The organism is Streptomyces sp. URMC 124 (assembly GCF_051386455.1).
Classification (GTDB): Bacteria; Actinomycetota; Actinomycetes; order Streptomycetales; family Streptomycetaceae; genus Streptomyces.
Genome location: NZ_JBPQTS010000074.1, coordinates 1 through 20,411, shown reverse-complemented (window position 1 = coordinate 20,411; position 20,411 = coordinate 1). Strand labels below are relative to the sequence as shown.

The 20,411-nt window shown below is 74.1% G+C and carries 16 protein-coding genes and 1 pseudogene; 11 read left to right on the top strand and 6 right to left on the bottom strand.

The window, feature by feature from the left end; all coding sequences use genetic code 11:
* Window positions 1–331: 331 nt before the first annotated feature.
* A complete protein-coding gene (locus ACSNOG_RS17330) occupies window positions 332–1,318 on the bottom strand; it encodes an A/G-specific adenine glycosylase (RefSeq protein ID WP_436753540.1) in 987 nt (328 codons plus the stop codon).
* 121 nt (window positions 1,319–1,439) lie between these two features.
* Here ACSNOG_RS17330 and ACSNOG_RS17325 point away from each other — a divergent pair, with 121 nt between their 5' ends.
* From ACSNOG_RS17325 to ACSNOG_RS17315, 3 genes are read left to right on the top strand one after another with little or no spacing between them, the layout of a single operon-like run.
* Window positions 1,440–3,170 carry a sensor histidine kinase gene (locus ACSNOG_RS17325; RefSeq protein ID WP_436753539.1) on the top strand — a complete coding sequence of 577 codons (1,731 nt, stop codon included), beginning with the start codon at window positions 1,440–1,442 and terminating at the stop codon, window positions 3,168–3,170.
* Window positions 3,167–3,844 carry a response regulator gene (locus tag ACSNOG_RS17320; protein ID WP_436753538.1) on the top strand — a complete coding sequence of 226 codons (678 nt, stop codon included), beginning with the start codon at window positions 3,167–3,169 and terminating at the stop codon, window positions 3,842–3,844. Before ACSNOG_RS17325 ends, ACSNOG_RS17320 begins: the two co-directional genes overlap by 4 nt.
* Window positions 3,845–3,903: 59 nt before the next feature.
* Window positions 3,904–4,395: a pyridoxamine 5'-phosphate oxidase family protein gene (locus tag ACSNOG_RS17315; protein WP_436753537.1), complete on the top strand. Its 492-nt coding sequence runs from the start codon at window positions 3,904–3,906 to the stop codon at window positions 4,393–4,395.
* Between the two features lie 20 nt (window positions 4,396–4,415).
* Here the strand turns inward: ACSNOG_RS17315 and ACSNOG_RS17310 are convergent, their stop codons facing one another.
* Window positions 4,416–5,006 (bottom strand): phosphatase PAP2 family protein, encoded by a 591-nt coding sequence (locus ACSNOG_RS17310; protein WP_436753536.1) that lies wholly within the window; start codon window positions 5,004–5,006, stop codon window positions 4,416–4,418.
* 283 nt (window positions 5,007–5,289) lie between these two features.
* On the opposite strand from ACSNOG_RS17310, the gene ACSNOG_RS17305 reads away from it, so the two are divergent.
* Window positions 5,290–6,024 carry a hypothetical protein gene (locus ACSNOG_RS17305; protein WP_436753535.1) on the top strand — a complete coding sequence of 245 codons (735 nt, stop codon included), beginning with the start codon at window positions 5,290–5,292 and terminating at the stop codon, window positions 6,022–6,024.
* A gap of 181 nt (window positions 6,025–6,205) precedes the next feature.
* Here ACSNOG_RS17305 and disA read toward each other — a convergent pair whose 3' ends face one another.
* The gene (disA, locus tag ACSNOG_RS17300) at window positions 6,206–7,330 is read right to left on the bottom strand and encodes a DNA integrity scanning diadenylate cyclase DisA (protein WP_168094901.1); all 1,125 of its coding nucleotides are present in this window, start codon (window positions 7,328–7,330) and stop codon (window positions 6,206–6,208) included.
* Between the two features lie 118 nt (window positions 7,331–7,448).
* On the bottom strand, window positions 7,449–8,906 hold the full coding sequence (gene radA, locus ACSNOG_RS17295) for a DNA repair protein RadA (protein ID WP_436753534.1): 1,458 nt from the start codon (window positions 8,904–8,906) through the stop codon (window positions 7,449–7,451).
* A 254-nt stretch (window positions 8,907–9,160) separates the two neighbouring features.
* On the opposite strand from radA, the gene ACSNOG_RS17290 reads away from it, so the two are divergent.
* Window positions 9,161–11,032 (top strand): BACON domain-containing protein, encoded by a 1,872-nt coding sequence (locus ACSNOG_RS17290; RefSeq protein WP_436753533.1) that lies wholly within the window; start codon window positions 9,161–9,163, stop codon window positions 11,030–11,032.
* A 275-nt stretch (window positions 11,033–11,307) separates the two neighbouring features.
* On the opposite strand, the gene ACSNOG_RS17285 is transcribed toward ACSNOG_RS17290, so the two are convergent.
* Window positions 11,308–12,189: a hypothetical protein gene (locus ACSNOG_RS17285; RefSeq protein WP_436753532.1), complete on the bottom strand. Its 882-nt coding sequence runs from the start codon at window positions 12,187–12,189 to the stop codon at window positions 11,308–11,310.
* A gap of 45 nt (window positions 12,190–12,234) precedes the next feature.
* Between ACSNOG_RS17285 and ACSNOG_RS17280 the strand changes: the two genes are divergently transcribed.
* From ACSNOG_RS17280 to ilvD, 4 genes and pseudogenes are all read left to right on the top strand, one after another.
* Window positions 12,235–13,176, top strand: a complete 942-nt coding sequence (locus ACSNOG_RS17280) for a Ppx/GppA phosphatase family protein (protein ID WP_436753531.1) — start codon at window positions 12,235–12,237, stop codon at window positions 13,174–13,176.
* Between the two features lie 57 nt (window positions 13,177–13,233).
* Entirely contained in the window at window positions 13,234–14,058 is an 825-nt protein-coding gene (locus ACSNOG_RS17275) for a sugar phosphate isomerase/epimerase family protein (RefSeq protein ID WP_436753530.1), read from the top strand.
* Entirely contained in the window at window positions 14,055–14,720 is a 666-nt protein-coding gene (locus tag ACSNOG_RS17270) for a TetR family transcriptional regulator (protein WP_436753529.1), read from the top strand. The genes ACSNOG_RS17275 and ACSNOG_RS17270 overlap by 4 nt, the downstream gene beginning before the upstream one ends.
* Window positions 14,721–14,743: 23 nt before the next feature.
* Window positions 14,744–16,558, top strand: a pseudogene (gene ilvD / locus ACSNOG_RS17265) (dihydroxy-acid dehydratase); the annotation flags it as partial.
* A 257-nt stretch (window positions 16,559–16,815) separates the two neighbouring features.
* On the opposite strand, the gene ACSNOG_RS17260 reads toward ilvD, so the two are convergent.
* Entirely contained in the window at window positions 16,816–19,014 is a 2,199-nt protein-coding gene (locus ACSNOG_RS17260) for a protein kinase domain-containing protein (RefSeq protein ID WP_436753528.1), read from the bottom strand.
* A 195-nt stretch (window positions 19,015–19,209) separates the two neighbouring features.
* Between ACSNOG_RS17260 and ACSNOG_RS17255 the strand changes: the two genes are divergently transcribed.
* Window positions 19,210–19,578 carry an SH3 domain-containing protein gene (locus ACSNOG_RS17255; RefSeq protein ID WP_436753527.1) on the top strand — a complete coding sequence of 123 codons (369 nt, stop codon included), beginning with the start codon at window positions 19,210–19,212 and terminating at the stop codon, window positions 19,576–19,578.
* A 33-nt stretch (window positions 19,579–19,611) separates the two neighbouring features.
* The gene (locus tag ACSNOG_RS17250) at window positions 19,612–20,094 is read left to right on the top strand and encodes a hypothetical protein (protein ID WP_436753526.1); all 483 of its coding nucleotides are present in this window, start codon (window positions 19,612–19,614) and stop codon (window positions 20,092–20,094) included.
* Window positions 20,095–20,411: the final 317 nt, after the last annotated feature.

Sequence of the window (20,411 nt, the reverse complement as noted above, 5' to 3'; positions counted from 1 at the left end):
CCTCCATTCCGCTTGCATTCCCCGCGTCACGCTGGTGGTCTCCCAGCACGGGTAGGACGCTACGGAGGAGCTGTTGCGGCGTGATGTGCGGCAGCACTGCGGCAGGTGCACAGCTGTCCATAGGTTGTGTAACAGCGCTGCGGGAGCAGGGGCGGTAGGGCGCGAAAAGGGGTCTCTGTCCTGTTCGGGAGGGCCTTTCGACCCGCCTTCGTAACGGACTTTGTGACGGGCTGTGTGACGGACTTTGTGACGACCTGTGTGACGGACTTCGGGACGGGCTCCGTCACGGGCTTCGTCACGGATCTTGTGATGGCTTCGCCGACGGGCCCGCCTACGTCAGCGGCAGCCGGTACCTGCCGTCCGCCAGCGGCTCCACCAGACCGTCCGCCACCAGCCCGTCCAGCGCCCGGGCCCGCTGCACCGGCTCGTCCCAGACGGCGTCCAGCGCCACCTGCGGCACCGGCTCCAGCGCCTCGCGCAGCACCGCGAGCAGCTTGCCGCGCACCTGCCGGTCCGTCCCCGCGTACGTCTGGCCGCGGCGCGGCGGGCCGTCGTGCGCGGGGGAGCCCGCCGCGCGCCAGGCGCACCGGTCGGCGATCGGGCAGCGCCCGCAGACCGGCGTGCGCGCCGTGCACACCAGCGCGCCGAGCTCCATCGTCGCGGCGGCCCAGCGGGCGGCCACCGGCTCGCTCTCCGGCAGCAGCGCCCGGGCCAGCTTGCGCTCGGCCGCGGTGGTCGCGTTCGGCGGGTACTGCGCGCCGCTCACGGCGCGCGCGAACACCCTGCGCACATTGGTGTCGAGGACCGCGTGCCGCTGCCCGTACGCGAAGGAGGCGACCGCCGCCGCCGTGTACTCGCCGACGCCCGGCAGCGCCAGCAGCCTGGCGTGGTCGCGCGGCACGTCGCCGCCGTGCAGCTCCGTGATCGCCGTCGCGGCGGCGTGCAGCCGCAGCGCCCGCCGCGGATAGCCGAGCCGGCCCCACGCGCGCACCGCCTCGCCGGGCGGCTCCGCCGCCAGGTCCGCCGGGCGCGGCCAGCGCGCGAGCCACTGCTCGTAGACGGGCAGCACCCGGCTGACCGGCGTCTGCTGCAGCATGAACTCGCTGACCATCACACCCCAGGCACCGGCCTCGGGGCGGCGCCAGGGCAGATCGCGGGCGTTCACGGCGAACCAGTCGATGACCGGGCCGTGGAGCTCCCCGGGAAGGGACCCGGAGACGGACTCGGAAAGGGACCCGGAGACGGACTCGGGAAGGGCCCCGGGGAGGGACTCGGCGGAGGGCTCGGAAAGCGTGGCGGTGCGGTCTGTCACAGTCATGGCCCTTCCGATCCTGGCACGGTCGCGCACGACGGAGAAACGCGCCGGGCCCCCTTCCGCCGACTTTCGTCTGACTTTCGTCAGGGGTGCCCGGGCGGGCCCGCCTTGTACCGTCGGACCGGTGAGCCGCCGCACGACGACCGCCCTGCTCAGGGCCCTGCCCGACGCCCTGCTGTGGGCGGGCCTCGCCGCACCGGGCGCGCTCGCGGACCTGGCGGGCGTGAACGCGCCCCGTCCGTGGTGGCAGCTCGCGGGCGGCGCGGCCGTCCTCGCCGCCGCCGTGGCCCTCTCCAGGGCCCGGCCCGTGCTCGCGCTCGCCCTCGCCGCCGGACTCGGCCTCGCCGTCTCGCCCTCCCTCTTCACGCTGTCCTACGGGCCCGCGCTGTCCGTCCTCGCCTACCTGCTGGGCTGCCGCTCGGCCGCCGCCCGCCCCGCGCTGTGCGCCTTCGCCGCCGTCGCGGCCGCCGGCACGCTGCTCGTCCTCGCCCACGACGTCGACCCCGTCGTCGAATGGCTGGTTCTGATCGGCACGTTGCTCTTCGGCGCGGTCTTCCCCTGGCTGGCCGGCCGGTACCGGCGCCAGGCCCGCGAGCTCGTCGCCGCGGGCTGGAGCCGGGCGGCCCAGCTGGAGCGCGAGCAGGAGATCGTCGCGGACCGGGCCCGGCTGCGGGAGCGCACCCGCATCGCCCAGGACATGCACGACTCCCTCGGCCACGAACTCAGCCTCATCGCCCTGCGCGCCGGGGCCCTGCAGGTCGCCCCCGGCCTCGACGCGGCGCACCGGGCGGCGGCCGCCGAGCTGCGCGGGGCCGCGGCGTCGGCGACGGACCGCCTGCGCGACATCATCGGCGTCCTGCGCGACGCCGGGCCGCCGCCCGGGCCCGCGCCGCTGACCCCGCCGGACGACTCGCTGCGCGCCCTCGTGGACCGCGCGGCGGCCTCGGGCCTGCCCGTACGCGCCCGGCTGCCGCGCGAGACGGAGCTGCCGCCGCTCGTGGAGCGGGCCGCGTACCGCGTCGTCCAGGAAGCGCTGACGAACGCGGCCAAGCACGCGCCGGGGGCGGAGGTTTCGGTGACCGTGGCGAGCGGGGCGGGGGAGACCGAGGTGAGGGTCGTGAACGGCCCGGGGCCCGGATCCGCGGCTCCTTCTCCGCCGTCCGGTTCTCCGCTGTCCGGTTCTCCGCTGTCCGGTTCTCCGCCGTCCGGTTCTCCGACATCCGGTTCTCCGCCGTCCGGAGGCGGTACGGGGCTGCTGGGCCTACGGGAGCGGGTGGCGCTCGCGGGAGGCGAGTTCGCGGCGGGGCCCTCCGCGAGCGACGGGGGGCTCGGCGGAGGACCCGGCGGGGGCTTCGAGGTGCGCGCGCGGCTGCCGCACGCGCCGGGCCGGCGCCCCGCCGCACCCCGGCCGGCGGTGCCCGGGCGGGCCGAGGACCCGGCGGGCCTCGCGCAGGCCCGGCGCAGCGCCCGGCGGCGGTTCGCCGTCCCCTTCGCCGTCGCGGCCGCCACGGGGGCCGTCTTCGTCGCCGGGGCCTTCGGCTGGTACGCCTACGTCAAGGCGCACTCGGTCCTGAAGCCCGCCGACTACGGCGCCTTGCGCGTCGGCGCGCCGTACGCCGGCGTCGCCCCGCTCCTGCCGGACCGGCAGGTCGCCGACCCGCCGGCCGACCGGGCGGCGAGCGCGCCGCCGGCCGGGGCGGAGTGCCGCTACTACCGGGCGAGCGGCGAACTCTTCGTCAGCGTCGACCACTTCAGGCTCTGCTTCCGCGACGGGCGCCTCGTGGAGAAGAGCCGCATCCCGCGGGTCGGCGCCGCCGGCGTCGTGGAACAGGAGGAGAAGGAATGGGTGCGATGAGCTCCGCCGTCGTCAAAGTCCTCGTCGCGGACGACGAGACGATGATCCGGGCAGGGGTCCGCGCGATCCTGTCCGCCGACCCCGGCATCGAGGTGGTCGCCGAGGCCGCGGACGGCCACGAGGCCGTCGAAGCCGCCCGGGCGCACCGCCCGGACGTGGCGCTCCTCGACATCCGCATGCCCCGGCTGGACGGGCTCGCCGCCTGCGAGGAGATCCGCCGGAGCGTGCCCGGCACGGCCGTCGCGATCCTCACCACCTTCTCCGAGGACGCCTACATCTCCCGCGCGCTGGGCGGCGGGGCCACGGGCTTCCTGCTCAAGTCCGGTGACCCCTACGAACTGATGACGGGCGTCCGCGCCGTCGCCGACGGCGGCGCCTACCTCTCCCCGAAGGTCGCCCGGCACGTCATCGCCGAACTGGGCGGCGAACGCCTGACGCGCGGGGCCGCCGCCCGCGCCCGGATCACCGGCCTGACGGCCCGCGAACGCGAGGTCCTCGCCCTCGTGGGCGAAGGCCTCTCGAACGCGGGGATAGCCCGCCGCCTCCATTTGGTCGAGGGCACGGTCAAGGGCTACGTCAGCGCGGTCCTCGACCGCCTGGCCGTCGGCAACCGCGTCCAGGCGGCGATCGTCGCCTACGAGGCGGGCCTGGTGGCGGGCTCGCCGGGGGAGTAGCCCGCCGCGACGGCGGGCCCCGATTGGTCCGGTGGGGGCCCGCGCGGTGGAATGGGGGTATGAGCGAGAGCGAAACGCAGGCGCGGCCGCCGCGGGAGATCCGTGCGGCCCTCGACGCGCACTCGACCCTGACCCTGGCCTACGCGGACGAGGACGGCCCGCAGGCGTGCGCGGTGCTCTACGCCCTGGCCGAGCCCCCGCCCGCCGGGGACGACACCGCGCTGCTCTTCGTCACCTCGGCCACCACCCGCCACGGCCGCGCCCTCGCCGCCGACGCGCGGGTCGCGTTCACGGCCCAGCGCGACGGGCAGGTGTGGACGGCCCTGACGGGCATTCAAGGACGCGGCGCCTGCCGCCGCCTTGAGGGCGCGGAGCGCGAGGCCGCGTGGCGCGCGTACAGCGAGCGCTTCCCGTACGTGGACCACAACGACCGCCTCCGGCAGGCGATGGAGCGCACGGACCTGTGGGAGCTGCGCCCCGACTGGCTGCGGCTGATCGACAACGGGCAGGGGTTCGGGCACAAGACGGAGTGGGTGCGTCCAGGGACCTGACGCCCTGACCCGGCTCCGGCCTACGACCGGACCAGCACCCGCAGCCGTCCCCGTCCCACCCGTTCCACGAGCCCCGTGGCCCACCGCGCGAGCAGCAGCGCTCCCAGGAGGGCCACGGCGGCGCCGAGCAGGAGGCCCACCGCGACGTCGTGCGGGTAGTGCACGCCGAGGAAGACGCGCGAGAAGGCGACGAGCAGCGCCATCGGCAGCACGGCCCAGGCCAGCACCCGCCGGGCGAGGACGATCCCGGTCGCGAGCGCGGCCGCGAGCGTGGCGTGGTTGCTGGGGAACGACCAGTCGCCGTACGGCGGGCAGGGCGCGAGCGAGGCGACGGCGCCCCGGACCGCCCGGCACGGCCGCTCCTCGTCCACCAGGCTCTTGACGATCTCGCTGATCCCGTAGGCGACCGCGGTCGTGACCGGTACGAGCAGCGCGAGCGCGACGCCGCGCGCCCCCGTCCTCCTGTTGCGCCACCACACGGTGACGGCCACGGCGATCAGCAGCAACAGCCCGGCCTCGGTGCCGATTTCCGCAAGGGTGTGCACCCACTCCGGTGTGGAGCGGGCGAATTCGGTGACGTCTCGATAGAGGTCGTTGTCCACGTGGTCCATGGTTCCGGGAGCCTACGGTCCGTCACTTCGGCGCCACACCGGGCTATCGGCAGGCAGTCCATCCGACTTTCGTCAGACGGCGGTCCGCGAAAATCGCCGGGCGGCGGACCGATGATGGGAAAATCAGGCACCCACCCGGCGGGTATGGGCTGGTGCCCCCGCCGATGTCTCGTAGAGTCTTCGCGTGGGATCTCTGCGCAATCCGATCGGGCCGCTTCCCTCCTCCATCTATTGGCGGCGGAGGGCAGTTGCGCTTGGCCTGCTCGGCCTTCTCGTTCTCGTGGTGCTCTGGTTCGTCACCCTCGGGGGTGACGGCGGCTCAGGTGATGACCCGAGCACGGGCTCGGACGGAAAGAACCCGGGCGACACCACCACCATCACCCCCGGCCCGGTGCCCTCCGGCCCGCACTTCAGCCAACGCCCGGGCGGGCGAGGCGAGTCGGGCGGCAGCGGCGCGGGCGGTACGGGCGGCGGTGCCGGTGACGGCCGCTCCGGCGGCGGCGCCTCGGGAACGGGCGGTGCCGGTGCGGGCGGCGGCGGGACGACGGGCACGGGCGGCGGCAGCGGCGCCCTCGGCACCGGCGACGGCAGGGCCGTGCCGGCCGGCTCTTCCCTGCCCGACTGCGGGCCCGGCTCCGTGCGGCTCGCGATCCGCAGCGTCAAGGACGCCTACGGGCCCGACGAGAAGCCGAAGTTCGAGATCGTGGTGAAGAACTCCGGCGGAAGTGCCTGCAAGGTGAACTTCGGTTCCACCGCCGCCATTCTGAAGATTGCGCATATCGACGGCGACGACCACGTCTGGGCCTCCGACGACTGCCCCCGCGCCACGGGCGCGGTGCTGGTCGAGCTCCCCGGCTCGGGCGAGACGAAGCGCACCGTGGAATGGGACCGCAAGCGCAGCGCCCCGCGCTGTGCGACGCCTTCCGGCGAGGGGGCGACGGGCGCCGGTAAGTACCGGGCCGAAGTCAGGATCGCGGGTGTCACCGAAAAGGTGGAATTCACCCTCGAGAAGGCCTGACGAAAAGCGTTGACGACCGGGCGTGCGGCCGAGCCGCCCGCCCGTTCGACGCGGGCGCGGCAGGAGCCGTACGGCCGATCCGTCCTGGACGGGGCGTTCGAAGGCCCGGCCCCAGGACGTAGGGGGGAGGGCGAGGCGAGCCGGCCGGGCGCAGCGCCCGACCCGGCGCAGGGACGCGGCGCTACACGTACCGTTCGAGGATCGATGACTCCGCCAGCCGCGACAGGCCCTCGCGGACCGAGCGGGCACGGGCCTCGCCGACGCCGTCGACCGTCTGCAGGTCGTCCACGCTGGCGGCCAGGAGCTTCTGCAGCCCGCCGAAGTGGTCGACCAGCCGCTCTATGATCGCGCCGGGCAGGCGCGGCACCTTCGCCAGCAGGCGGTAACCGCGCGGCGAGACCGCCGAGTCCAGCGTCTCGGGAGAGCCGCTGTAGCCCAGGGCGCGCGCCACGATGGGCAGTTCCAGCAGCTCGGGGTGGGTGAGGGAATCCAGCTCGGACAAGGCCTCGGGGACCGTGCGCGTGCGCTTGGCGGTCGGCTCCGGGACATAGTCCCGCACGACCAGGTCACGCTCGGGCTCGACGCCCGCGATCAGCTCGTCCAGCTGGAGGGAGAGCAGGCGGCCGTCGGTGCCCAGCTCCACCACGTACTCGGCGATCTCCGTGGCGATGCGGCGCACCAGCTCCAGGCGCTGGCAGACCGCCGTCACGTCGCGGACGGTGACCAGGTCCTCGATCTCCAGGGCGGAGAGGGTGCCGGCGACCTCGTCCAGCCGGAGCTTGTAGCGCTCCAGGGTGGCCAGGGCCTGATTGGCCCGGGAGAGGATCGCCCCGGACTCCTCCAGGACGCGCCGCTCACCGCCCACGTACAGCGCGATCAGGCGCATGGACTGGCTGACGGAGACCACGGGGAAGCCGCACTGGATGGACACGCGCTGCGCCGTGCGGTGCCGGGTGCCCGTCTCCTCGGTGGGGATCGACGCGTCCGGCAGGAGCTGCACGCCCGCCCGCACGATCTTGGTGATGTCCTTGTCGAGGATCAGGGCGCCGTCGAGCTTGCAGAGCTCGCGCAGGCGGGTCGCGGTGAACTCCACGTCCAGGACGAAACCGCCCGTGCACATGGACTCCACCGTCTTGTCCATGCCCAGGACGATGAGACCGCCCGTATTGCCGCGGAGGATGCGCTCCAGGCCGTCGCGCAAGGCCGTGCCGGGCGCGACGGCGCTCAGCGAGGCGCGCATCAGACCGTCGGCACCGGAGGAACCCCCGGCCTTGCCGGGGCCCGATGCCCGGTCGTTGGCTGCCACTGCACTCCTCCGGTCGCAAGGTCAACGGTGCCGCAGGCCGCCCTGCTTTCCGTACGTACGGGCGAGACCAGGGCAAAGTCTACTGGCGTATGCGGGCGTCCAGCCTTCGTCCAGCCTATTAAAGAGGGCCCCCACCCGCTTGGACAGGGCTCTCCCCGGCTCGGTCGTCCGACCCGGCTCGGCGCCGGTTCTCCCGGGGTACCCGCTTGGGCAGCACTCGAAGCGCCTCGCCTATGTCCGCCACCTCCACCACGCGCATGCCCGCCGGGACCTTCCCGGGGTCGCCCGGGACCAGCGCGTGGGTGAAGCCCAGCCGGGCCGCCTCCGCCAGGCGCCGCTGCACTCCGGTGACCCGCCGGACCTCGCCGGCCAGGCCCACCTCGCCGATCGCCACCAGGTTCTTCGGCAGCGGGGTGTCGCTCGCGGCGCTCGCCAGGGCCAGCGCCACCGCCAGGTCCGCGGCCGGCTCGGAGAGCTTCACGCCGCCGACCGTGGCGCTGTAGATGTCCCGCTTGCCCAGCGCGCTGATCCGGCCCCGCTGCTCCAGCACCGCCAGCATCATCGACACCCGCGAGGTCTCCAGGCCCGAGGTCGTGCGGCGGGGCGAGGGGATCTGCGAATCGACGGTCAGCGCCTGCACCTCGGCCACCAGCGGGCGCCTGCCCTCCAGCGTCACCGTCAGGCAGGTGCCCGGGACGGGCTCGGCGCGCCGGGTGAGGAACAGGCCGCTGGGATCCGCCAGACCGGTGATGCCCTCGTCGTGCAGCTCGAAGCAGCCGACCTCGTCCGTCGCCCCGTAGCGGTTCTTCACGCCGCGCACCAGGCGCAGGCGCGCGTGCCGGTCCCCCTCGAAGCTCAGCACCACGTCGACCAGGTGCTCCAGCAGGCGCGGGCCGGCGATCGCGCCGTCCTTGGTGACGTGACCGACCAGCAGCGTGGCCATGCCCCGCTCCTTGGACGCCCGGATCAGCGCGCCCGCCACCTCGCGCACCTGCGCCATGCCGCCCGGAGCGCCGTCGATCTCCGGCGAGGCCACCGTCTGCACCGAGTCCAGGATCAGCAGGGAGGGCTTGACCGAGTCGAGATGGCCCAGCACGGCGGCCAGATCCGTCTCGGCCGCGAGGTAGAGATGGTCGTCGATCGCGCCGATGCGGTCCGCGCGCAGGCGCACCTGGCTCGCGGACTCCTCACCCGTCACATAGAGCGTGCGGTGCTCCTCGGAGGCGGCCTTCGCCGCCACGTCCAGCAGGAGCGTGGACTTGCCGACGCCCGGCTCGCCCGCGATCAGCACCACCGCACCGGGCACGAGGCCGCCGCCCAGCACGCGGTCCAGCTCGTCCACCCCTGTGCTGCGGGCCGTGGCCTGCCGGCCGTCGACCTGGCCGATCGGCAGCGCGGCCGAGGAGACGCGGCCGGGCGCCGTCGTGCGCACGGCGGGCGCGCCGTACTCCTCGACCGTGCCCCACGCCTGGCACTCGGGGCAGCGGCCGAGCCACTTGACGGTGGTCCAGCCGCACTCGGTGCAGCGGTAGGAGGGCCGGTCCTTGGCGGACGAGCGAGAAGTGCGGGCAGCCATGCGAGCCACCGTAGCGGGGGCCACTGACAGCCCGGGCCGCCCGTCGGGTCCTTCGGCCGCCCCTCGGGTCCTTTACCAGAACCGCGGCGCTGCCTGATCCCGCTGATCCCGCCGTCCGGGGGAGCTTCCCCCGCAATCACAGGGGGGACAGCGCAGCCGTGTCCCCGTTTTATGGGGGAACGTCACCCGAATGGGTTAAACCTGCGTCCGCAACGGCAGCAACGGCCCGTCACCGGCCTACCGTCGCCGGGATGATGACCAGGAGGCCAGAGCACCGCCCGCATGCCACCGGCGCGCACCGCGCACACCGCGGTGCGCCGCGCGAGGCCCGCCCGCCTCGGGACAATCAGAACAATCAGACCGCGCAGGGTGCCGCCCGGAAGGCCGCCCACGAGCAGGGCCCGGCACCCGAAGCCGCCGGCGCGGTCGCGGAGACGGCCGAGACGACTGAGACGGCCGAGGTGAATGAGGCGGGGGAGACGACGGAGGCGGCGGAGACGGTCCGCATCCCCGCCGTGCCGTCCGGCCCGCACGACACGCTCGCGCAGCAGCCCCCCCTCCGCTACGACCCGCACCTCGACGGACTCTTCACCTACTGCCTGTCCGTGCTCTGCGAGCACGACGCCGCGATCGCGGCCCTCGGCGAGGCCCTCGCCCTCGCCGAGAAGCGGGCCGAGCGGGCCCCCGCCGACGAGGAGCTGCGCCGCTCCTGGCTCTACGCACTCGCCCGCTGGGCCTGCCTGCGCCGGCTCGCCGCCCCGGACGGCCCGGGCACCCCGGTCGGCCCGGGCACTCCGGACGGTCCGGGCACTCCGGACGGTCCGGGCTCCGGGCCGCCCGCCGCGCCGGACCCGTACCGCCGGGCCGAGCTGGCGCTGCTCGCCTGGCCCGAGGCCGCCGGGACCACCCCCGAGCAGCGCGAAGCACTCGAACTGGCCGTCCGGCACGGGCTGAGCGCCACCGAAGTCGCCGCCGTCCTCGGTTCGGAGACCGACGCCGCGCGCGCCCTGATGTCCTCCGCGGCCTGCGAGGTCGAGCGCACCCGGACCGCCCTGGCCGTCGTGGAATCGGGCCGCTGCCCCGTCGTCGCCCGCTTCTCGGGCGACACCCAGGTGCTGCTGGGCGCGGCCCTGCGGCGCGAGCTCGTGCGGCACGTCGACGACTGCGCCGACTGCCGCCGCACCGCCGAGCGGTCCACCGCCGGCGAGCCCTGGCCCGGCACCGCCGCCTCCTCGGCCCCCCTGCCCCTCCTGCTGGCGCCGCGGGCCGCCGCGTACGCCGCCATGCTCTCCGCCGCGAGCGCGGGCCGGCAGCGCGGCGCCCGGGCGCCCGCCGCCCCCCGCTTCGACCGGCGCGGCTACCCCGTCGACCCCAAGGACCGCACGGCGCGCCGCAGCCGCCTGCGCGGCCGGGCCGTCACCACGACCGTCGTCGCCGCGGTCGTCGCCGCGCCCGTCCTCGCCCTGTGGGCCGCGTGGAGCGGCGCGCCGGAGACGGCGGAGACGCGCCCGGATCCCGCCGCCGTCTCCTCGAAGGAGGCCGGCGCCGTCAGCGAGCACCCCTACCGGGGGCCGGGGCCCGCCCCGCGGCCCGTCGGCACGGGCGCCACGCCGGGGCGTGTGGTCACCGGCGTCTCGGTGGCGGTCATCGGGCCGGACGGCAGACCCGTACCGCCTCCGCGGCCCGGTGCCGCCCCGCCCTCCCCGGCCGGCAGGGCGGCCGCCCCGCTGCCCGTGCCTGCCGGGCAGGTCCCTCCCGGCCAGGCGCCCGCCCCCGGCCGGCTGGCCGTCGCGGCGCAGCCCAGCGGCACCGCCACGGTCGTCACGCTGACGGCGAGCGGCGGGCAGGCGGTGGTGTGGTCGATGACGGCCGACGCGCCGTGGCTGCGGCTGAGCCGGCCGGGCGGCGTCCTGCAGCCCGGGGAGAGCGTGACCGTGGTCGTCGAAGTCGACGCCGAGCGGGAACCGGTGGGAGCGTGGCACGCGCGGGTGACCGTCGCGCCGGGCGGCACGACGGTGGCGATCGAGGGCCGGGGCCGCCCGGTCGTCTCGTCGCCCGCGGCCACCCAGCCCCCGGCGACGCCACCGGGCACCCCACCGGCGTCGGCGGCGGCCACCCCGCCGTAACCCACCCACCCTCGCTCGGCACCGCCGGGCTCCGCCGTTCCGGTTGCGCACCGTCGCGGCGGTTTCCAGAGGTGCGCGGGCGCCCGTGGCCGTCACACGGCCGTCACGGTCCGGGCCTTCACTTCCGCCGCCGCGGGCCGGTCAGGCTCCGGGCCTTCACTTCCGCCGCCGCGGCGCACCACCACGAGGTTCCTGTCCGGCGGTGCCGGACCGGCCCCGGCGTGGGGCGGGCCGCCGAAGCGGTGACCCGCAAGCCCCGCAGGGAGGGCGCAGAGCTACGGGCGGGGATCCGCCGGATGCGGGGCCATCGGCAGCAGCGCAGCCATCCGCTCCTCGCAGAGCTCGACCAGCCGCCCGTAGGCCTCCTTGCCCATCATCTCCGTGAGCTCCGGCCGGTACGTCACGTAGACCGGGTCGCCGGCGCCGTGCGCCGACGTCGCCGAGGTGCACCACCAGTGCAGGTCGTGCCCGCCGGGGCCCCAGCCGCGGCGGTCGTACTCGCCGATGGAGATCTGCAGGACGCGCGTGTCGTCCGGCCGGTCGATCCAGTCGTACGTCCGCCGCACCGGCAGCTGCCAGCACACGTCCGGTTTGGTTTCGAGCGGCTCGCGGCCCTCCTTCAGGGCGAGGATGTGCAGGGAGCACCCCGCGCCGCCGGCGAAGCCCGGCCGGTTCTGGAAGATGCACGAGCCCTTCCAGCGGCGCGTCTGGCGGTCGCCGTCCTCGTCGAGCTGGGTCCAGCCGGAGTCCGTGCCCACGTCGTGGAACTGCCAGATCTCGGGCGTGAGCCGCGCCACGTGCCCGGCCACCCGCTCCTCGTCGTCCTCGTCGGAGAAGTGCGCGCCCAGCGTGCAGCAGCCGTCGTCGGCTCGCCCGGCCTGGATGCCCTGGCAGCCGCTGCCGAAGATGCACGTCCAGCGCGAGGTCAGCCACGTCAGGTCGCAGCGGAAGACCTGTTCGTCGTCGGCGGGGTCGGGGAACTCGACCCAGGCGCGGGCGAAGTCGAGCCCGACCTCGTCGGAGACCTCCGGCCGCTCCGCCGGAGCCGCCGGGTTCTTCGAGGTCACCGAGGTGCTGGAGGAGGTGCTGGAGGCCGCGGCGGAGCGCTCGCGCTTTTTGCCCTGCTTGCCCTGCTTGGCCTTCTTCGTCTTTGCCACCCCACAAGCCTATGCGCCCCCGGCCCCCGCAGTAGCGTTCAGGCCATGAGACTCGGTGTCCTCGATGTGGGTTCGAATACGGTCCATCTGCTCGTGGTGGACGCGCATCCGGGCGCCCGCCCCCTGCCCGCGCACTCCCACAAGACCGAGCTGCGCCTCGCCCAGCTCATCGACCAGGACGGGGCGATCAGCGACAAGGGCATAGACCGCCTCGTCGCCGTCCTCCAGGACGCCCTGCAGGCCGCCGAGGACAAGGGCTGCGAGGATGTCCTGCCGTTCGCCACCTCCGCCGTCCGCGAGGCCGCCAACGCCGACACGGTCCTGGCCCGCGTCCAGAAGGAGACCGGCCTCACGCTGCCGGTCCTGACCGGCGACGAGGAGGCGCGCCTGACCTTCCTGGCCGCCCGCCGCTGGTTCGGCTGGTCGGCCGGAAAACTTCTGGTGCTCGACATCGGCGGCGGCTCCCTGGAGATCGCCCTCGGCATGGACGAGGATCCGGACGCCGCCGCCTCCCTCCCCCTCGGCGCGGGCCGCCTCACCACCGCCTGGCTGCCCGGCGACCCGCCCGACCCCACGGACGTCCGCGCGCTGCGCCGCCACGTCCGGGCCCAGATCGCCCGGATCGTCGGCGACTTCGCGCGCCTCGGCCCGCCCGACCACGTCGTCGGGACCTCGAAGACCTTCAAACAGCTCGCCCGCATCGCCGGCGCCGCCCGCTCCACCGAGGGCCTCTACGTCCAGCGCGCGCTGAGCCGCCGCGCCCTGGAGGACTGGGTTCCCCGGCTCGCCACCATGACCGCCGCCCAGCGCGCCCAGCTGCCGGGCGTCTCGGAGGGCCGGGCACACCAGCTGCTGGCGGGCGCGCTGGTCGCCGAGGGAGCGATGGACCTGTTCGGGGTGGACGAGCTGGAGATCGGCCCGTGGGCGCTGCGGGAGGGCGTCATCCTGCGCCGCCTGGACCACCTGCCGGTGAACAGGGAGGGCTGACCCGCCACATCGGAGGTACCCGCACGCCGTACGAGAGGCGGTCGTACGCTGTCCCTCGTGACAGAGCCAGTGGTGCGCATCCCGGATGCGAAGGTCGCGCTGTCCACGGCCTCGGTCTATCCCGAGTCGACGGCGACGGCCTTCGAGATCGCCGCACGCCTGGGCTACGACGGTGTCGAGGTCATGGTGTGGACCGACCCGGTCAGCCAGGACATCGAGGCGCTCCGCCGCCTCTCGGACTACCACCAGGTGCCGATCCTGGCCGTGCACGCCCCCTGCCTGCTGATCACCCAGCGCGTCTGGTCGACCGACCCGTGGGTCAAGCTCCAGCGCGCCCGTACGGCCGCCGAGAAGCTCGGCGCGAGCACCGTCGTCGTCCACCCGCCCTTCCGCTGGCAGCGCGGTTACGCCCGGGAGTTCGTCCGCGGCGTCTGGCGGATGGCCGACGAGACCGACGTCCGCTTCGCCGTCGAGAACATGTACCCGTGGCGCTACCGCGACCGCGAGATGCTCGCCTACGCGCCCGACTGGGACGTCACCAAGGACGACTACCGCCACTTCACCGTCGACCTCTCGCACACGTCCACCGCCCGGACGGACGCCATCGCGATGATCGACCGGATGGGCGACCGGCTCGCCCACGTCCACCTCGCCGACGGCAACGGCTCCGCCAAGGACGAGCACCTCGTGCCCGGCCGCGGCAAGCAGCCCTGCGCCGAACTGCTGGAGCGCCTCGCCACCCGCGGTTTCGACGGCCATGTGGTGATCGAGGTCAACACCCGCCGCGCCATGTCCTCGGCCGAGCGCGAGGCCGACCTCGCCGAGGCCCTCGCCTTCACCCGGCTGCACCTGGCCTCGCCCAGCCGCGTGCCCCGCTCGTGAGCACGGAAGAGGGCACGTCCGGGAGCTCGGGCACTCCTGGGAGCCCGGGCCCCGGAGCCCCCAGGAGACGCGGCCGCCCCGCCCGTACGGACGCGGGCGGCGGTCCCGGCGCCCGCGAGCGCATCCTCGCCGCCGCCCGCGCCGAATTCGCCGAGCGCGGCTACGACAAGGCGTCTATCCGCGCCATCGCGCGCGGCGCGGCCGTCGACCCGGCGCTCGTCCACCACTACTACGGCCCCAAGGAACAGATCTTCGCGGCCGCCGTGGCCACCGACTTCGCCCCCGCGCTCGAAGCGCCCGGCGTCGTCCGGCCCGGCGACCGGGACGGCCTGGGCGAGCGGCTCACCCGCTTCATCCTCGGCCTGTGGGAGAACCCGGACACCCGCGACCAGCTGCTCGCGATCGTCCGCTCGGCCGTAGCCAACGAGACGGCAGCCGCCGTCTTCCGCGACCTCGTCACCACCCGGCTCATGGCCCGCATCGCGGGCGAGCTCGACGTCACCGATCCCCAGCTGCGCTCGGAGCTGGCCGCGGCCCACCTCGTGGGCATCGCCATGCTGCGCTACGTGATCAAGGTCGAGCCGCTGGCCTCGGCGGACCTGGAACAGGTGATCGCGATGGCCGCACCGGCAGTCCAGCGGCACCTGACCGGGGACGCGTAAACGCGAAAACGCCGCCCCGGCAGGGTGCCCGCGCCCTCATGCGGGCCTCGGGCGTAGCGAGCGAGGACATCGGCAAGCCGATCATCGCCGTGGCCAACTCCTTCACCGAGTTCGTCCCGGGCCACACCCACCTCGCACCGGTCGGCCGGATCGTCTCCGAGGCGATCAAGGCGGCGGGCGCCGTCCCGCGCGAGTTCAACACCATCGCCGTCGACGACGGCATCGCCATGGGCCACGCCGGCATGCTCTACTCGCTGCCCTCCCGCGACCTCATCGCCGACTCCGTCGAGTACATGGTCGAGGCCCACTGCGCCGACGCCCTGATCTGCATCTCCAACTGCGACAAGATCACCCCCGGCATGCTGATGGCCGCCATGCGCCTCAACATCCCCGTGGTCTTCGTCTCCGGCGGCCCCATGGAGGCCGGCCAGGCCACCCTGGTCGACGGCACGGTCCGCAAGCTCGACCTCATCAACGCCATCGTCGACGCGGTCAACGAGAACGTCTCCGACGAGGACGTGCTGCGCATCGAGGAGAACGCCTGCCCGACCTGCGGCTCCTGCTCCGGCATGTTCACCGCCAACTCCATGAACTGCCTCACCGAGGCCATCGGCCTCTCCCTGCCGGGCAACGGCTCCGTCCTCGCCACGCACACGGCCCGCAAGGCCCTCTACGAGAACGCCGCCCGCACGGTCGTCGAGATCACCAAGCGCTACTACGAGGACGGCGACGACTCCGTCCTCCCGCGCAACATCGCCACCCGCGCCGCCTTCGACAACGCCATGGCCCTCGACATCGCCATGGGCGGCTCGACCAACACGATCCTCCACCTGCTCGCCGCCGCCCAGGAGGCCGGGCTGGACTACGACCTGAGCGACATCGACGCCGTCTCCCGCCGCGTCCCCTGCCTCGCCAAGGTCGCCCCGAACGTCGCCCCCGGCGGCACCTACTACATGGAGGACGTGCACCGCGCGGGCGGCATCCCCGCCATCCTCGGCGAGCTCTACCGCGCCGGCCTGCTCAACGAGGACGTGCACACCGTCCACTCGCCCGGCATCAAGGAATGGCTGGAGGCCTGGGACGTGCGCGGCGGCTCGCCCACCCCCGAAGCCGTCGAGCTGTGGCACGCCGCCCCCGGCTGCGTCCGCTCCGCCACCGCCTTCTCCCAGTCCGAGCGCTGGGAGTCCCTCGACGTGGACGCCGCGGGCGGCTGCATCCGCGACGCCGCCCACGCCTACTCCAAGGACGGCGGCCTGGCCGTCCTCAAGGGCAACCTGGCGGTCGACGGCTGCGTCGTGAAGACGGCCGGCGTCGACGAATCGATCTGGACCTTCGAGGGCCCGGCCGTCGTCTGCGAATCGCAGGAAGAGGCCGTCGACAAGATCCTCACCAAGTCGATCAAGGAGGGCGACGTCGTCGTCATCCGCTACGAGGGCCCGCGCGGCGGCCCCGGCATGCAGGAGATGCTCTACCCGACGTCCTTCCTCAAGGGCCGCGGCCTCGGCAAGGCCTGCGCCCTCGTCACCGACGGCCGCTTCTCCGGCGGCACGTCGGGCCTGTCGATCGGCCACGCCTCGCCCGAAGCGGCGTCCGGCGGCACGATCGCCCTGGTGCGGGACGGCGACCGCATCCGCATCGACATCCCGAACCGCTCGATCGACCTCCTCGTAGACGACACCGAGCTCGCCACCCGGCGCGAGGCCCTCGGCGGCACGTACGCCCCGAAGAACCGCGAACGCAAGGTCTCGGCGGCGCTGCGGGCCTACGCCGCCATGGCAACCAGCGCGGACCGCGGCGCGGTCCGCGACGTCAGCCTCCTGGAGAAGGGCACGCCCTGAGCGGACGGCTCCGCAGGGTTCGGTCGGACGGTTCCGCTAGCTTCGCTTCCGGGCGCACGGCCCCGGGCGAGGCCCTGAGCCGACCGCCGGGCACACGGCCGGGCCGCTGACTGCCGACCGTCGGCCGATAGGTGAGGGCGCCTGCGCCTTTTCCTCCCGCCGCGGCGGTGCTCAGCCACGGCGGTGGTGGTCGGCGGTGCCGTGTGAGCTGGGCCCGTCCGTCGCGGGCGCGGCGGCGGCAGTCACCGCGGTGCTGGTTAACGCCAGCGCGCCGGATCCCCGGCGCTGACAGCGAACACCGTTCCGTCCGGCGCCGCGCCGAAGACCCGGCCGTCCGCCGCGACCGGCGCCGGCAGCAGGTCGAGGTAGCCGCGTCCGGCCCGGGTCAGCCGGGGGGACGTCTGCCCGAGCAGCGTCCCCTTGGCCGTGCCGACGGCCAGCAGCCGCCCGTCCGCGGCCGAGAAGTACACCCGGTCACCGTCGGCGGCGACCACCAACGCGGACGCATTGGCCACGGACGTGTCCAGCCGCCACAACTGCCCCCTGCGCTCGGCCGTCCCCACCGCCGTCAGCCCGCCGTCCGTGGACAGCAGGTACACCGCGTCCCCCCGGGCGTCGGCGACCGCGCTGGCGACGTTGAGCGGCGTGGCGAGCGGCACGCGCGTCTCGCGCCGCGTACCCGGGTCGTACCGGACGACGGCCGCCACCCGGTTGTCCTTGTCGGGAGCCGTCAGCAACAGCGCACCGGCCCCCGCCCCCACCGCGGTCAGGTCGCCGTCGGCCGTCCGGTCCCACAGCGTCGTCCCCCGCACCGGATCGACCGCGAGGATCCGCGTACGGTGCCGCCCCTGGCCGGCCGGCGCCACGGCGTAGGCCGGTCCCCGCCCGTAGAACGAGAAGACCGGCGCGGACCGCTCCGGCAACCCCAGTCCGTGCCGCCAGCGCTCCTTGTTGGTGGCGCCGTCGACGGCGGTCACCTTGCCGTCCCCGGCGATCAGCAGGACGGTGTCACCCGCGTGGTAGACCCGCCCGCGGTACGCGGAGACGTCCCGCGTCCAGCGCGGCTCACCGGTCGCCGGGTCCAGCGCCGAGAGCTGACCGCCGTCCCCGGACAGGACGTGGACGAGACCGCCGGAGACCACGGGGGCGGCGGACCCGGCCCCGGAGCCGGCCCCGGAGCCCGCGGCGCCGGCGCTTCGCCGCCAGGCGACCTTCCCGTCGGCGGCGTCAATACGAGCTGCCTGCACGCCCGGCGCGGAGCAGTACAGCGCTTCCCCTCCGTACACACACGACCCCGCCCGCACCGTGCCGTCCCCCGCCGCGTCCTCCGGCACGGACGTCTCCCACGGCCGCCAGTTCGCCGAGGCCACGGTGGGCCGCGTCTGCAGCGGCCGGTCCGCGCCGCCGCTGCTGCTCAGCGCCCACGTCCCGCCCGCGACGAGCGCGGCAGTCGCCACACCGGCGGCGACAAGCCACGGCACGCGCCGTCGCCGCCGGGGAAGCGGAGAGGCAGGAACGGAGGGAGAGGAGGGAGAGGAAGAGGGGGCGTCCTCACGAGCGTGGGGGACACGGACGTGGGTCGGCACGGAGTCGTCCGGCACGGCCACCTCGACGACCCGCCCCCCGTACGGAGTCACCCGCGGCAGGCGAGCCATGATCTCGTCCGGCGTCGGCCGCCGCTCCGGCTCCTTCGCCAGGCAGTCCTGGATCAGCGGTACGAGATCGGCCGGCACGCCCGTCAGGTCCGGCTCGGTGTGCACGACCTGGTAGGCGACGATGTACGGGCTCTCCGACTCGAACGGCCCCCGCCCCGTCGCGGCGTGCACGAGCAGCGACGCCAGCGCGAACACATCCGCCGCCGGCCCCACCTCGCGCGGCCGCTGGAACTGCTCGGGCGCCATGAACGGCGGCGTGCCGATCAGCTTCCCGGTCTCGGTCCGCAGCTCGCTGTCGTACGGGCGGGAGATGCCGAAGTCGATGACCTTGGGCCCGTCCTCGGCGAGCAGGACGTTGCTCGGCTTGAGATCCCGGTGCACGACGCCGGCCCGGTGGATGTCCCGCAGCGCCTCCGCCAGCCCGGCCGCCAGCCGCCGCACCTCCGCCGGTGTGAGCGGGCCGTTCCGCTTCACTCGTTCGGAGAGCGTGGGCCCGGGAATGTAGAGGGTGGCCATCCACGGCCGCTCGCCGTCGGGATCGGCGTCCACAACGGGCGCGGTGAATGCCCCGCTCACCCGCCGGGCGGCCGCGACCTCCTGCCGGAACCGCGCCCTGAACTCGGGATCCTCCGCGTATTCGGCGTGCACCACCTTGACCGCGAGCCGCATTCCGGAGGAGGAGCGGGCGAGGTGTACGACACCCATGCCGCCGGAGCCGAGACGCCCTTCCAGCCGGTACCGGCCGGCATAATCCGGATCCTCCGCTTCCGGGCCCGTCCCGGCATTGCGCAGCGGCGGCATTCCCCCACCCCCGTTGTCTGTCGGCCGCGAAGCGCGCGGCTTCCGGAGCCTAATCGATGAGATCCGGCAATCCCGGGAAGCCGTGCCGCGCCTTGCTAGCCTGCACTGCACATGACATTGCATGTCTTTGATCTACACAGCGCCGATCAACACGTCATTGATCGACGGTGAACGCTCAAGTGGGGGGAGTGCCGAATGGCCACCAGCGAGATCAACGCGATGAACGAGATCAACGAGATCGACGACCCCGACGGCGCGGGCAGCGCAATCGAGCACGACGCGAATGACGCACTGTCCGTGCAGACGGCAGCCGCCACCGTCTACTACCCGGTCGCCCCGGGCCAGCAGGTCAACGTCCGCCGCGGCCCGAACACCGGCAGCCAGATCGTCCGCGTCCTGCCCGAGGACTCGCGCGTCGCCATCCGCTGCCAGACCCGCGGCGAAACGATCACCGGCCCCTACGGCACCACCGACATCTGGGACAGCATCGCCCCCGGCCAGTACGTGTCCGACGCGTATGTGAAGACCGGCAGCGACGGCTTCGTGACCATCCGCTGCTCCTGACGGCTCCCACCGCTCGATCGACATAATCGAGCCATGAGCGAAGAGCCCGAAGGACCTCAGCCGGAACCGATCAGGTTCTTCGGCACCACATGGGTGAACCACGACGGCGGGTACGCCCTGCGCCGCGTCGGCGCCGGCGTAGGCGCGCTGGCCGCCGCCGCGGCGGGCGCACTGGTCCTGCGCTTCGGCTACGAGGGCCTGGCCATCGCCAAGGTGGGCGGCCTGGTCAACACCATGGTGGTCGTCGCGTTCGCGGTGTGCAGCGCACTGTCCTTCCGCCGCACGTGGGAACGCTTCGGCCGCCGCCCCGACCCCGCGGCCGACCCGCACGCCGAGCGGTCCATGCAGAGCCTGATGATGATCGGCTTCATCGGCTCGCTCCTTGCCTACGCACTCCGCACGCTGAAGGAAGCCCCCGGCGAGCAGCTCCACCGCCGCGAGTACGAGGAGTCCGTCGCGCGGTACGAGCGGCGGACGGAGCGGAAGCGCAAGGGCAAGGGCAAGCGCTGGCGGTAGGTGGCGCCGACCGGGGTGGCACCAGAGCCCCGAAACCTCGTGTAGTGTTCTCCGAGTTGCCGCGGGGTCCGCAAGGACGGCGAGGCAGCCACTCGAGCCGCACCGGCGGCAATCACCACTGCACGGCCCCTGAACGGGATGGATTTCGGCCTGCCGAAATTCGGACTGTGAAGGCCTCGGACTCCGATTAGGAGTCACCGGGGAAATCCGCTAAAGTAGTGATCACGCCGGAAGGCGCGAGAAACCCCGCTCCAACAGGGGGCCGGAAACGAATTCGGACCGGAAACGGCCCGGAAAACGGATCTGGTAAGGTTGGA

Bases quoted from the DNA above. Each gene is read 5' to 3' on its own strand.
- ACSNOG_RS17330 (WP_436753540.1), bottom strand. From the start codon at position 1,318: ATGACTGTGACAGACCGCACCGCCACGCTTTCCGAGCCCTCCGCCGAG.
- ACSNOG_RS17320 (WP_436753538.1), top strand. From the start codon at position 3,167: ATGAGCTCCGCCGTCGTCAAAGTCCTCGTCGCGGACGACGAGACGATG.
- ACSNOG_RS17315 (WP_436753537.1), top strand. From the start codon at position 3,904: ATGAGCGAGAGCGAAACGCAGGCGCGGCCGCCGCGGGAGATCCGTGCG.
- ACSNOG_RS17310 (WP_436753536.1), bottom strand. From the start codon at position 5,006: ATGGACCACGTGGACAACGACCTCTATCGAGACGTCACCGAATTCGCC.
- radA (WP_436753534.1), bottom strand. From the start codon at position 8,906: ATGGCTGCCCGCACTTCTCGCTCGTCCGCCAAGGACCGGCCCTCCTAC.
- ACSNOG_RS17290 (WP_436753533.1), top strand. From the start codon at position 9,161: ATGACCAGGAGGCCAGAGCACCGCCCGCATGCCACCGGCGCGCACCGC.
- ACSNOG_RS17280 (WP_436753531.1), top strand. From the start codon at position 12,235: ATGAGACTCGGTGTCCTCGATGTGGGTTCGAATACGGTCCATCTGCTC.
- ACSNOG_RS17260 (WP_436753528.1), bottom strand. From the start codon at position 19,014: ATGCCGCCGCTGCGCAATGCCGGGACGGGCCCGGAAGCGGAGGATCCG.
- ACSNOG_RS17255 (WP_436753527.1), top strand. From the start codon at position 19,210: ATGGCCACCAGCGAGATCAACGCGATGAACGAGATCAACGAGATCGAC.
- ACSNOG_RS17250 (WP_436753526.1), top strand. From the start codon at position 19,612: ATGAGCGAAGAGCCCGAAGGACCTCAGCCGGAACCGATCAGGTTCTTC.